Annotated in this window: 11 protein-coding genes and 1 tRNA gene; 6 read left to right on the forward strand and 6 right to left on the reverse strand. The window is 59.8% G+C overall.

Annotated features, from left to right (window positions below; all coding sequences use genetic code 11):
* Positions 1 to 478 precede the first annotated feature (478 nt).
* Both FME68_RS11715 and FME68_RS11720 read left to right on the forward strand, forming a co-directional pair.
* A complete protein-coding gene (locus FME68_RS11715) occupies positions 479 to 1,033 on the forward strand; it encodes a hypothetical protein (RefSeq protein ID WP_158397659.1) in 555 nt (184 codons plus the stop codon).
* 95 nt (positions 1,034 to 1,128) lie between these two features.
* Positions 1,129 to 1,437 carry a hypothetical protein gene (locus tag FME68_RS11720; RefSeq protein ID WP_158397660.1) on the forward strand — a complete coding sequence of 103 codons (309 nt, stop codon included), beginning with the start codon at positions 1,129 to 1,131 and terminating at the stop codon, positions 1,435 to 1,437.
* 7 nt (positions 1,438 to 1,444) lie between these two features.
* On the opposite strand, the gene FME68_RS11725 is transcribed toward FME68_RS11720, so the two are convergent.
* Entirely contained in the window at positions 1,445 to 2,650 is a 1,206-nt protein-coding gene (locus tag FME68_RS11725; RefSeq protein WP_230308994.1) for a DUF418 domain-containing protein, read from the reverse strand.
* A gap of 59 nt (positions 2,651 to 2,709) precedes the next feature.
* Between FME68_RS11725 and FME68_RS11730 the strand changes: the two genes are divergently transcribed.
* A complete protein-coding gene (locus FME68_RS11730; protein ID WP_010189130.1) occupies positions 2,710 to 3,159 on the forward strand; it encodes a DUF1990 family protein in 450 nt (149 codons plus the stop codon).
* A 14-nt stretch (positions 3,160 to 3,173) separates the two neighbouring features.
* Here FME68_RS11730 and FME68_RS11735 read toward each other — a convergent pair whose 3' ends face one another.
* Positions 3,174 to 4,136: a YwqG family protein gene (locus FME68_RS11735; protein ID WP_158397662.1), complete on the reverse strand. Its 963-nt coding sequence runs from the start codon at positions 4,134 to 4,136 to the stop codon at positions 3,174 to 3,176.
* Positions 4,137 to 4,389: 253 nt separating this feature from the next.
* Between FME68_RS11735 and FME68_RS11740 the strand changes: the two genes are divergently transcribed.
* The gene (locus tag FME68_RS11740) at positions 4,390 to 6,216 is read left to right on the forward strand and encodes a vWA domain-containing protein (protein WP_230308995.1); all 1,827 of its coding nucleotides are present in this window, start codon (positions 4,390 to 4,392) and stop codon (positions 6,214 to 6,216) included.
* A 114-nt stretch (positions 6,217 to 6,330) separates the two neighbouring features.
* Here the strand turns inward: FME68_RS11740 and FME68_RS11745 are convergent, their stop codons facing one another.
* The 3 genes from FME68_RS11745 to FME68_RS11755 form a co-directional block, all read right to left on the reverse strand.
* A complete protein-coding gene (locus FME68_RS11745) occupies positions 6,331 to 7,161 on the reverse strand; it encodes an aspartate dehydrogenase domain-containing protein (protein ID WP_158397664.1) in 831 nt (276 codons plus the stop codon).
* A 119-nt stretch (positions 7,162 to 7,280) separates the two neighbouring features.
* Positions 7,281 to 7,357, reverse strand: a tRNA-Met gene (locus FME68_RS11750).
* Positions 7,358 to 7,523: 166 nt separating this feature from the next.
* Entirely contained in the window at positions 7,524 to 10,499 is a 2,976-nt protein-coding gene (locus FME68_RS11755) for a UPF0182 family protein (RefSeq protein ID WP_158397665.1), read from the reverse strand.
* 123 nt (positions 10,500 to 10,622) lie between these two features.
* Here FME68_RS11755 and FME68_RS11760 point away from each other — a divergent pair, with 123 nt between their 5' ends.
* Both FME68_RS11760 and FME68_RS11765 read left to right on the forward strand, forming a co-directional pair.
* Complete coding sequence (locus FME68_RS11760) at positions 10,623 to 11,213, forward strand: PPA1309 family protein (protein ID WP_158397666.1); 591 nt, start codon at positions 10,623 to 10,625, stop codon at positions 11,211 to 11,213.
* Positions 11,214 to 11,290: 77 nt separating this feature from the next.
* Positions 11,291 to 11,971 carry a beta-N-acetylglucosaminidase gene (locus tag FME68_RS11765; RefSeq protein ID WP_328287843.1) on the forward strand — a complete coding sequence of 227 codons (681 nt, stop codon included), beginning with the start codon at positions 11,291 to 11,293 and terminating at the stop codon, positions 11,969 to 11,971.
* Between the two features lie 20 nt (positions 11,972 to 11,991).
* Here FME68_RS11765 and FME68_RS11770 read toward each other — a convergent pair whose 3' ends face one another.
* Positions 11,992 to 13,068, reverse strand: a complete 1,077-nt coding sequence (locus FME68_RS11770) for a YlbL family protein (RefSeq protein WP_328287844.1) — start codon at positions 13,066 to 13,068, stop codon at positions 11,992 to 11,994.
* Positions 13,069 to 13,127 lie beyond the last annotated feature (59 nt).

Consider the following 13,127-nt stretch of genomic DNA (forward strand, 5'->3'; position numbering starts at 1 on the left):
CCCGGTGTTCCGCCGTCGCCAACGACGACGGCACCCAGCTTGGCGCTGCCGCCGTGCGCGAAACCGGCAAGGAAGCAACAACCGTCACGCTTCACGCCCGGCCAGTCGGCCGCGCGGCCTCAAGATGACCAACGTTGCGTCCTCGACCCCGCTTCCTGCCAGCCCCAGACAGCCGACGGCTTGCGTGTGTACCCACCCGGCGAAACCGCCAGCGCTTTCATCCGCGCCGAAGGCCTCGAAGGCTGCGCGGGCGATGCGAATTACCTTTCCATCCAGCCCGTCGCCGCCGCCTAAAGCCCACCCCCGGGGGGATTCGAAAATAGACCTTTCAACGTAACTGGCCGCAAATCATGAAACTCACGCCCCTCAGGTAACAAGCCTTAAAGTTGATCCCCCAAGCTATTGCACAGCAATCACACAGGGGGCATTATAAATCTGCCACATACTGGCAAATTCTCTTCTCTCTCAAGGAGCTGTCATGCCCAACCTCAATCGGATGATCCAGGCCTTGCCGCAACTTGTTGCTGCAATCATCGCAATCATTACTCTCATCACTGGTGCCGCTTCCACACTAGGAAGCTCGAAGCCAAGCACCCCACCCGCAACGGAGCAGCGAATCGGGGACGAGTTCATCGACCCAGATTTCTTCCTCGGTGGCTATAAGGTTGATTTTGTCAAATCAATCACTGTCGCTGGAAAACCAATCCAAGGCAACGCGGCTCGTGCAACCGCAAATGCAAACGGCGATGCATCTGTCGCCCGCGATTTTCTAGATAGGCACAACTACAAGACACTGACCTTCAACGCCGCCTGGGACGAAAACGTCAAGCGCGACCCATCAGCACAACAGGCTGTGATCAAGGTCTACCTTGGCAGAGCCGAGAACGAGTATGCAAAGACCTACGTTGTTAGGCCTGGCGAAAGCATCAGTGCCGGCCCGATTAATATCAGCGGTCTCGAGTACGTCAGTATCCGAATCGTTTCCCCGGGTTCCAAGGGTGTTTCGATCTACAACGCACGCCTCCACCGCTAGCCGCTCAATTCCCCGGTGACCCAGAACTAGTTGGTTCTGGGTCTTCTCTCTTTCCAGCACAACGTAACCGGTATCAGCGGTCTACACTCGCGGCCATGGAATCAAAGACGCTGACATCGCTGGTGTTTGGGAATGTTGTGCTGGAATCGCAGTTGACGAAGACGATTATCGTCGTTTATTCGGACGACATGCGGTCGTGGTACTTCCGTCCCAGTCCCTATACGGAACTCAAGGTGCCGCTCGACGAACTGCAGGGGAAGCTGAGCAGAGAACGCGCGGAGCTTATCTCAGAGCGCATTTTTGATAACGTCAAGCTGGAGCTCGAGGAGAGCTACCCCGGAGGCGTCGACCGCGCCCAAAAGGAGCTCTGCGGTTGGCTCCTGTGTGAGGAATCAGCCGCTTAAACCAACATCAGGCCGGTGTACGTGCTGATTTAGGCTCGATGCGGCCCGTTGGACCGTACGCCAGCCGGCGATGCGCCCACTCGAACGGGCCAGGTTTGCCCCAAGCCTCAAGCAGAGCAGCGAGAAGCAGCGTCAGGACAAAGACCAGCAGACCGATACCAAGCTTGCCGCTCACCGAAGCATCCGCACCGAGCCCGAAGCCAGCTGGGGTAACCAGAATGATGAAGAAGACCGACTGCGCAATGTAGCCCGACATCGAGCGCTTGCCCAGCGCCACGAAAGCATAGGCCCACCCGGGGACCCGGTTGTCGAGTCTCTCCGTGAGCAGTGCCAATACCGCCAGAATGCCAGGACCAGTAAGAAAGCCACAAGCCTGGTTCAGCATGAAGAACACTGGTTCCAGTTCGATTGGTAAAACACCAGCGGCAGTAAGACCCCACGGAAGCCCCACAAAGACGATGACCGCGCCTGCAATGACAACCCAGGTGATGAGAGTGCGGCGGTGTGCAGAAACGTTGGCCAGCACGCCCTCCCGCGCCCAGATGTACCCGATGAGCAAAGCGCCTACTAGCCCCACGAAGACGATGGGGACCTGCCCCAAGGCAGCAACCTCACCGCGCAGGTTGCGGGCGAAATAGTCGCCGAATGTGACAAGTTCACCGGTCATCGGCCGCGAACTGGGCAGAGGATTGAAGTAACCAAAATAGGCTCCCAATGCACCCGAACCGGCGAAAGCCGCATAGCCGCCAAAGAACCAGTAGGCAATGCGCCGCAGAGTGCGCGTCGAGAGCGTAAAACACCACGCCAGAGCGATGCCCATGAGGCCATAGACCAGCATGATGTCGCCGTCGAAAAGCACGAAGCCATGCGCCAGACCAAAGACCGCCAGCAGGCCGTAGCGGCGGATGAGTACGCGCCGTGATTCTGTAGTGGTGTAGCCCTTGCGCTGCAGGCTCGCAGCAATGAGACCAATGCCGAATCCCAGCAGCATGCAGAACATGGGCAGGCCTCGCACACGTACAAACATGCCGGTGAACACCGCGGAGAAAATGTCTAAAGTGCTGCTGGGGCGCACACCACCCACGGTGGAGCTGGGCCCCAAGGACCACTCGTTCACAACCCAGCTCTGCACGGCGTTCGCCATGGCAATCCCCAACAGCGCCGTGCCGCGCGCTAAATCGGGAACGATAAGGCGTTGCTGTTTCTCCTGCATACACCCTATTTTACTCTTCTCAAGCATCATCTAAAGGCCGTTTGACTAGGCTAAGCCCCATGCCTGAGCCACTGTCCTATTCCTCCGCTGAGGGCTTCCCGCAGCTACACATGTCCCGTGTCATAGACGCCGATTTCGATATTGCCGCAGACAAACTGTTCCGCTGGGGCCTGCAGCGCAGCGGTCTTTTTCGGGTTCGCCCGAGCCACGCCACGGTGGAAGAAGGCGCGGAGGTCGGCCTCGGGTTGGGGCCGTGGGAGTTTCGCTGCCGAGTGGTGGATGTGTTCCACGAGGAGGGACGCTGCGGTTTTACCTACGGCACCCTACCCGGCCATATCGAGCGCGGCGAGGAAACCTTTACGCTGGAGCGCCTGCGGGATGGGCGCACGCTGCTGCTTGTCGACGCCTCCTCCCAGCCCGCCCACCTAACCTTCCTGCGCCCGCTGCTCGATATTCCCCGGCGCGCACTGATCCGGTGGTTTTATCTGCGGGCGCTGGATGAGCGATAGGGATGGCAGCCGCTTTAGCCGCAGTCCCAGTCGAAGAGAACCTTGTCGAAGTTACGTGCGGCGAGATCCTCGGGGTGGATGTAGAAGTTTCCGATTCCTCCATCACCCCATTCGAATGTGCCACCATTATCCACCGTCGCGAGTGCGATGTGTTCATCGCTAATAGGAAGTTTGCTGGGGTTCCAGTAGGTAGCGTAGCCGCCGAGGCGAACCTCGCACTGCCCGTCCTCGAGGTTTACGCGCTCCTCTGATTCCTCAGCGGTGGGATCAACGCTGAACCCCTCGGCTTCAACGCGGGCCACAATCTCATCGAACATTTCCTTCTGGCCGGCCTTAGTGTCGCCGGGGAGCTTGGTCGCCTCGATTGTGGTTTCCCCGTCGATAACGCGCCGCGTGATAATGTCCCAGCCGTATGTGTGAACATCCACCAGGTCCTCGCCGCGCCGCAGGAGAGCCCTAAGGTCGTTGTTCCAAAAGGCGGTGCGGCCGAACTCGTGCGCGTTTTCGGTAACGCTCAGCTCGCTCAGCTTCCCGTCGATAGTCGTAGCCTCCAGCGGTTCCTCGGCTGGGTGCTCTCCTGAATCCTCTACTTCCTCCGGCACCTCGCCTACGTGTGGGGCGGAGATGTCTTCAAGGTATCGGGCGAAGGGCGTGGAAGTGCGTTCACCTGTCGCCACATACTTGCTACATAGTTCCATTCCCCATCCGTACTCACCGGGTACGAAAAGCTGAAGGAGGCCGGAGGTAGGGAAACCGGGAAGCGGTTCAAACTCAGCGAAGTTGAACTGGGCAATAAAGAACATGGGCTCGTCGTCGTACTCGGGGTACGGTTCGTGCTCTGGCAGGTACGGGGTTCCGCACAGCTTGGAGGTGGTAGGCGAATCTGGGCGGGAGCTTTCCGCAAAGTCGATGATCGGGCGCGTGGGGACACCGTCGAAGGAATACTTCAGGGCATAAAAGTCATCTTCTGCTGTCATGGGGGCGACTTTAAAGAAGAATCATGCAGGTAGCTCGGGGGATATTCCCCACCGCCTTTTCGAAGGCAAGCGGCACGCAGGCGTTCAATGTAGCTTGGCTCACATGGAAAACACGTCACGCTTCTCTCTAACGCCCCTGTTAACGGCGTTGATCGCTGTTCTTGGAACAACCGCTCTTGCCGTTGTATCAGGTCTCCTTCCAGTAGCCTCTGCTGAAGATGAGACGAATGCCCCCAGTTCTTCTTCCAGCACCATGACCCCAACCATGGTGGTCTTCGATTCCTCCGGCTCGATGATCACCAACGATGCCGGCGGGCAGACGCGCATTGATGCCGCCAAAGATGCCGCCCGCACCTTCATCACGGAGGCTGGTGACGACGCCCCTCTGGGGCTTGTCACCTACGGCGGCAACACCGGCGAGGCCCCCGAAGATGAGGCGGCCGGCTGCCAGGACATCACCGTGGTCACACCACCCGAGGCCGGCAACTCTGAGAAGATGATCGCCCACATGGACGGCCTGCAACCGCGCGGCTTTACGCCCATCGGTGAATCTCTGCGCAAGGCCGCCGCTGAGTTACCAAAGGAAGGCCAGCGCAGCATCATCTTGGTCTCGGATGGCGTTGCCACCTGTACCCCGCCACCAGTCTGCGATGTGGCGAAGGAACTGAAAGAGCAGGGCATCGACCTAGTCATCAACACCGTCGGCTTCAACGTGGAACCTGAAGCACAGCAGGAACTGCAGTGCATTGCCGACGCCACCGGCGGCACCTACGCCGACGCCTCCGACGCCGATAGCTTGGCCAAGGAGCTGAACCGTGCGGCCCCGCGCACCTTCAACGCCTACGAGTCCAACCTAGAGGAGATCGAAGGCGGCAAAACCGAAGGCTCTCCCGCCAAGGTAGACCGTGAGGTAGAGGCTTTCTCCACCACTCTTCTTCCGACGGAAGGTAAAGGCCACTCGGCTGAATCCGAGACATTCTTTAGCACTCCGATTGCTGAAGGCGAGCGCGTGGTGGTCAGCGCTACCACCACGCAAACTCCCAGCATCAACAACTTTCGAAAAGGCGGATCATTCCACTTAGGTATTGATGCAGCTGAACTATCCTGCGAGCTCGACACCGCTACCGCTAATGACCTCGGCCCGAACCAATACCAAACAGCGACCTTGTATAGCACCCAAGGCGGTGAAGACGGGTGCGACTCCGAAGAACTTGTCTTCACCATCGAAAGAAATGGTGACTGGAAGCAGGACGAAGAGTTGGGCGCGGAAGTGACCATCACCCGCTTTGGCGAGCCGGATATGAACGGACAACCAGATCCGGCCGAAGAAAAGACTGAACCAGACACCGTCACGGCTTCCGGTGACCCCACCGAGATTACTCCCGGAACGTGGTTCACCGACGCAGCTGAGCTCACCCCGCAGCAGCCGGTGCGCGCACAAATTGTCCCCGGCGAGACGCACTTTTACCGCATACCTGTCGAGCACGGCCAGCAGCTCGCAGGCAAGGTGTCCATGGTCGAAGAGGCCGATGACTTTGACAACAATGGGCCGGGTGACTCCCTCGTTCTTTCTGGCTACAACGAAGCACGCGCAAAGATTAATCTGGAGGGTTCCCGCGCCGTCGTAATTAAAGACGGCACAATCGATTTCAGCTACCCAGCTCCTATCCTCTTTGCCAACCGCTACGGCGGTTCGCACGACGATGGTTCAGGAACGCCGGACATCAAGAAAGTATGGCAGGGCGGCGAGCAATACATCGCCGTCAACTACGAGAAGCTCCTCACCGACCAAGAAATCGACGAAAACACGCAGCTTCCCGTGCTGACCTATGACCTCGTTGCGGACGCCGTGGGGGATCCCGTTCCGGAGCCGACCTTCGCACCAGTCAAACTTGAGACTGAGAAGCCCTCTGCACCAGCGGAAAAAGACGCTAAAGAAGACACGGAGAACCGCGCGCAAAACAACGATGATTCATCGCTCTTCTCCGGCTTCCCCTTCCTCTTGGTAGGGCTCGGGCTCCTCGTCCTCCTCGGCCTCGTCGTTGCTCTGGTTGTTGTTATCAGGAGCCTCAACCGCTAGCCCCGCTGACCACGAACGTCATTCACGGTAAATAGAGCCCCGAATCTTCAAGGCGGGCTTATTTACGGTGACTGTCGTGACGTAGTACTCCACCCTGTAGGGCAGAGCCCTCCGCTACTGAAGCGACCCCACCGCCTGTCTCAAAGTGTGTGCAACCGACAACGCCGTGATCGCGGAGGTTTTGGGGTTCACGGGATGCGGAGAGGATTCGCTAACCAGAGAGAAAGTGCCAGCAGAGCCGGATACCTCGATGTCATGGCGTGTTTTAATCAGATTCGGAGAAGCAACTAGTTCCACCGATACGCGCTCAAGCGATCGCGCAAGCAACTCGTCATCGCTGGAGCCTCTGCCGCGAGTTGCCCAAGCAAGAGCGACGGAAACATTGACGTTGCCGGGGAATTTTGCAATCGCGTCACTAGGCTTGCCGCTGAAAAGTACAAACGGTTCTGTTGCGTTTTCTAATTGAGCGCGCTCATCATCATTCATCCAGCCTTGAATGAGAGACTCCGCATTCTTGGTCGTTCGAATCTTTACGGTGTCCACGGCATTCGACTCTGCCAATGCTGCCCACAAATCGAAGCCGCCGATCGCACCGGAGGTAACATGCACTTTCCCGGGTCCAGACAGCAGCGCCTGGCGCGCGTCAGGATCGGCCAAAGCGCCTACCGAGGTCAGCACCAAATCCTTGCCGCGTGTAATCACTGCCGGTCCATGTTCTTTCGCCGCCGCAACGCCCGCGCATTCAACCACGATATCGTGGGCATCGATGAGCTCTAGAAGGTTGTCATTGTGAAGCGATACTCCCAAGGCGCCGCGTTCTCGGTGCGGGGCAGCATCACGAACAAATGCACTGACTTCGAATTCCGATGGATCAAAAAGTGTCACCAATTGACGTCCGATTGCACCAAAACCAAGGAGTAAGACTCGTGGAGCCGAAGCAGACATGACAATCCTCCATTACCGTGCGTTTTAGATGTGAACCCACTCTATCCATTAAGCTCCGCGTACCGCGGAAAATGAAAAAGAACCCCACCAGCCATGTTGACTGATGGGGTTCCGGAAGTTGGTAGCGGGGGCAGGATTCGAACCTACGACCTCTGGGTTATGAGCCCAGCGAGCTACCGAGCTGCTCCACCCCGCGTCGAGATGCACTTCCATACATCAAGCGCTTCAGCACACTGCGGTTAATCCCCTGTGTGCCGGCGACGGATGTAACTATACAGACACCTTGGCGCCTACCCAAATCCCCTGGGCAGGCGCCATTTCACGGTCGGGCGCCGGGCTTTTGCACCGGCGCCAGTCCGGAATTACTGAGACTGCAGGGAGCGGTAGTCCTCCACTGCCTTATCCAGCTCGTCCAGAGCCTTGCCGTACTCCTCGAAGGAGCCGTTCTTGGCCTTGTCCACGCCATCGAGAGCCTTGTTGATGGCGTCGATAGCCTCGCCCTCGTCGGAGGCCTTCGGCGCGGATGCCGGCGCGGAAGACTCGGCGTCCTTTTCTTCGTCCTTCTTATCGTCATCGGCAGGTTGCTCGCCCTTCTCCGCCTTCGTGCCGGAGTCACCCTCAATCTCGGTGATGTCCTGGGCGGCCTTCGGGTCGATGCCCACCTGCTCTAGGGCCTCACCAATCGTCGGCGCATAGCCCACTCGGCCCTTGTAGGAAACGAGCACGCGAAGCAACTTCGGGAACGCGGATTCCTGGCCCTTACGCTGCGAGTAAATCGGCTCCAAGTAGAGGATCTCTCCCCCACCCACCGGCAGGGCCAACAGGTTACCGTTCTTCAGATCATTCGAGCCTTCCCACAGGGTACGGTCACGCGCCACCTGGTCGGAAGACATCATGGCATCCTGGGCCTGCTTCGGGCCCTGGGTCTGGGTGTTCGTCGGCAGCACGCGCACGGTGATGTCACCGTAGGTGTCCGGGTCCGAGGACACCGCCATGTGTGCGGAGAGGAACTGGCGGTTCAGACCGCGGTAGGAGGTGATGAGCTGGAAGCTCGGCTTGTTAGTCTCCGGGTCGGAAGCCAGCACATAGTACGGCGGCTGGTTCAGGCCCTGAGCCTCGCCCGCGGTCGGGTCTTCCGGCACTGACCAGAAGGCGTCGTTGTTGAAGAAGACGCCCGGGTCGTCCACGTGGTACTTGGCCAGCAGGTTGCGCTGTACCTTAAACATGTCCTCCGGGTAACGCATGTGCTGACGCAGCTCGTCGGAAATCTCCGACTCGGGCTTGACGACGCCCGGGAAGACACCCTCCCATGCCTTGAGCACGGGGTCTTCGGTGTCGAACTCGTAGAGATCGACGGTGCCATCGTAGGCGTCGACAGTCGCCTTGACCGAGTTACGGATGTAGCCCACCCGATCGTTGACCAAACGCTGCGTCGTACCCGTCGGGTTCTGCGTGTCCTGGGTGGTCTCTGTGAGGGAGGTGCGCTGCGAGTACGGCAGGGAATCCAGGGTGGTGTAGCCATCCACGATCCACTTGATGCGACCATCGATGACGGCCGGGTAGGTGGAGGAATCCGTGGTGAGCCACGGGGCGACCTTCTCTACGCGCTCGCGCGGATCGCGGTCATAGAGCAGCTTGGATTCCGAGCCCACGCGGTCCGAAAGCAGGAAGTTCAGTTCCTGGTACTTCAGGGCAAACGCGGTGCGGTCGACAATGTTGCCGATATCGACGCCGCCCTTACCGTCGTAGGTGTAGGTGGAGGTATCGGTGTCGTACTCCACGGCGGCATCGCCGGTCTGGCCCACGATGGCGTAATCCATGCCGTCTTGTGCGCTGGCGATCACCGGGCCGTAGTAAATGCGCGGCTGGTCCACCTTGATGCCGAGAGACTCCTCAGCACTCTGGGTCTCGCCCTCACCTTCAGCGTCCTCGCCTGCCTGGGTCTGCAGGTCCGCCACCGTGAAGATGGGGAAGCCACCACGGGCGGAACCGGCGTCACGCGCCACCTCATCGACCGTGTTGGCCTGCGCGGCGATGAAGCCGTTGCCGTGGGTGTACACGGTGTGGCGGTTAATCCAGTTCTGCTGGTTTTCCTGCAACTCATTCGGATCCAGCTCGCGGGCAGCAACCACGAAGTCACGCAGCTCGCCGTCGATTTCATAGCGGTCCATCGCCAGCGTCTCTGGGAAGCCGTAGAAGTTCTTCAGCTGCTGCATCTGAGTAAACGTCGGCGCCAAGATGTCCGGGTCCAGCAGGCGCAGGTTGGAAATGGTGGAGTCATCGGAAGCAACCTTGTCATCGGCGACGTCCTCCGCGCCCCAGTTCTCCTCATAGGTCACCTTGTCATCGGTGAGGCCGTAGGCAAAGCGAGTGGACTCGATGTTGCGGGAGATGGACTCCGCCTCTTTGGCCTGACGGTTCGGGTTAACGGAGAAACGCTCCATGATGAGCGGCCAACCCTGGCCGATGACCAACGAGGACAAAACCATGAGCACCACGGCCAGGCCAGGGATACGCAGGTCCTTAATGACCACCGCAGAAAAGATTGCCACGGCCACGAAGACGCCAATGATCATGAGGATGATCTTGGCCGGCAGGTAGGCGTTGATGTCGGTGTAGGAACCACCCGTAAACAGAGAGTGCTCGGTGTAGAGCAGCTGGTAGCGGCCCAACCAGTAACCAGCCACCTGCAGCAACATCCACAGGCCGGCGGTCACGGCCAGCTGGGTGCGTGCGGCTTTCGATAGCGAACCACGCACGCCAGCGGCGCGGTTGCCCAGGCGGATACCGCCGAGAATGTAATGCCCCACCAAAGCAATGAGGAAGCACACTGCCAGCAGCATGGAGAAGGCACTGACCAGCATCGTCCACACTGGCAGGCTGAAGGCGTAGAAGCCGAGGTCGTGGTTGAACTGCGGATCCTTTACCCCAAAATCGTGGGAGTTGAGGAAGAGCATGACGGTCCGCCAGTTAGCTTGTCCCAGCAGGCCCGAGACGACACCGACGAGCACCGGGATGACCTTCAAGAACACGTTCATCGTGCTCTCAATGGATTTGCGGTACTGGTAGACCGGGGAATTGAAATCCGCCATATCCATCGAGTCACCGCGTCCCCGCCAGACCACGAGGCCTGCCACGTAGGTGATGGCTGCCGCTACGAGGCCGAAGAGGAAGAAAAGCACGATGCGCGTCACTAGGGTCTTGGTGAAGACCCCGCGGTACTCAATCGCGCCGAACCACTTCCAATCTGTATAAAAGCCCACGAGCATGGGGCCGATGAACAAGAGGACCGCGATGATGGCGACAACCCACGAGAGAAATTTGGGTGGACGTTTCATCGGGGCGGTGGGTCGGTTGAGTCCGGAAGCCAACTCCAGCTCCAATCAAGTGTCGTGCGAATATAGAGGTATCAAGCTTCTAGTCTAGAGAAGCACTATGACCGTCAACGAACAAGGACGCTTATGAGTTCCCAACCTTCCTCCCAGCCCGCTGTACACCGCGCGCTCAACAAGGCCATGCGCGAAGCCGTGGACTTCATCCACGCCGAGGGCTGGGATGCGCCTCCTACACTTTTTGCTCTCGTCCCCACTGAGCTGGTGGCCGCACAGCTCGGTGACGTCGACGACTCCTCTCCCCTCACGCTCGTGGTGCAAGAGTTGCCGGAAGGCATCGAGCCGGGTTCCGAGCACCTCGCGGACTACGTCTCCCGCCTGGCCTGGCCACAGGAGATCGCCGGGGTCATCCTGGCACAGGAGATCACGTTCAAGGACACCTCGGACGCCGCGCTTGCCGACGCCCGCCCCGCCCGCCTCTTCTCCGGGGTCTTGCGCGCTACCGCCATGGACGGTAGCTCCGCGGACGGAACCGCGGAGTTCGACGAGAACGGCGCCGAGCTCACCCTGCTGCAGCTGCGCCCGACCGAGGAGGAGCTCGCGGAGGCCGGCCCCTTCGCGGAAGATGATATTCAGCTGCGCGGTGGTCCGAATGTGGCACCGGGGGTCATCGCTGCCTTGCGCTACGGGTTGGAGCAGGATCCGGAGGAAATACTCTAATCGACTAAACTCAGAATGCAGTGGCCATTAGCGCTCAGCTCTCGGGGCTGGGCACGCAATTGATAGAGGAGTCTCTCGTGCGCTTGACATCCCGCTTCACCGCCGCAGCTTCGGCCGTGCTTGCCACCGGCTGCCTGCTCACCGCATGTGGGAAGGACGATGTGCCCTCCCCTGAGCCGGCACCTGCGAGCGAAGCAACCACCGCCGCGGAGAAGACCAGCGCGCCGGCCCCGGCCACCTCCGCCGAGGAATCCGAGACGACTACTCCCGCCGCGTCCGAGTCTGCTGACAGCTCGGAGGCGGAGGATGAATCCGCGACAGTAGGAAGCTCCGCTGCTCGGAAGGACAAAGACAAAGACGCCAGCGAGTCCGCTGAGCCCAGCGGCAAGTTCACCGACTCTGTGGAGCAGGCTTATGAGATCTTCGGTGGCCTCGTGCCGGAAGAGATCTTCGCACAATTCGACCGCTGCGATCCCAATGGCGTGACCGATTCCTTCAACTGCTCCGGCTCGGAGGTAGGCCAGTTCCAGTTCTTCAAGTCGAAGACCAAGGCTTCCCAAACCACCCAGGTGCTCACCGAGCTGCGCAGCTCCCGCGTCCTCGAGGACAGCGGTAGCCGCGTCGTGGGCTGGTCCATGCTGGGCAACACGGCCATCCTCACCGTGGTTGATAACGATGAGGGCCTTATCATGCAGCAGATGATCTCCACGGACCAGGACGATCCGGAAGAGCGCCTCAAGGAGCTGGGCCTGGTCTAGGGCCGCAACTGCCTTAAGGTCTAGCCTTCGCAGGTCTCGACGGGACTTCCCTCGGCGAAGTTGTGCATGGCCTCGATGGCATCGTCCAGCGTGTGAACTTTGGCCACCACCATGTCGCCCGTTTCGCGGCTAACCGCCTCTGCGCAGTTGTCGGCTGGTGCTAGGAAAAGCTCGGCGCCCGCCTCCTTCGCTGCGCTTACCTTATGCACAATGCCACCGATGGGGCCGACCTCACCGTCCTCACCAATAGTGCCGGTGCCGGCAACGAAGCGCCCGCCGGTGAGGTCCTCGCTAGAGAGCTTGTCAATCACCGCCAAGGTAAACATCATGCCGGCCGAGGGACCGCCGATGTCCTGCAGGTTGTAATCCACGGTGATGTCCTCGGTGGGAACAGAGGTCATGAGGATGCCCAGCAAGGCCACATCCCCTTGCTCTGGGTGGGAGCCAAGAGTCACGCGGACTGTCTTTTTCTCGCCCTTGCGAACGATACCTAGTTCCACCTCATCACCAGGCTGAAGAGCACGAATCTTCTCTTGCACTTGGCCAGGCTCCGTGACCTTGTCACCGTTGACGGTGGTGATGATGTCGGCGTCGTCAAGCGCGCCTGCTGCGGGGCCGTCGTCGAGGACTTGTGCGACCTCAATCCGCACGGGCTTGTCCAGATAGTCCATGGCGGCGACCGTGGCCGCTGACTCGGACTGGGTAAAGGCCTGCTGATTGGCTTCCTGGACTTCCTTATCCGTCTTGCCCTGCGGGATGATGTTTTCGATGGGGACGATGGTGTCATCCGTAAACAGCCACAGCCCCAGGGCCTGGGCCAGCGTCATGTTGGTGCGCACAGAGACTGTCGTCATGTTGAGATGCCCCTTCGGTTGGAACGTCTCTGGGGCTTCGACGTTGACCACCGGCTCACCTTCCACCTCGCCCAAGGTATCCAGGGTAGGCCCTGGGCCTTCGGCGGCGTAGGGAACGGACAAGGTGATATCGGTGCCGGGAATGTGGTCGATGCTGAGCAGGGCTCCCGTCAGCACCACCGGAATGGCTCCCCACGTGAGGGTGGACAGGCGGCGGGCTCGGGGGTTCTGCGGAGTTTTCACGGAGGATCAGCCTACAGCCTTGGGGTGCCTGTTCGCTCTCAGCGTTGCCGTGGTCCTAG

The organism is Corynebacterium hiratae (assembly GCF_009708045.1).
GTDB lineage: Bacteria > Actinomycetota > Actinomycetes > Mycobacteriales > Mycobacteriaceae > Corynebacterium > Corynebacterium hiratae.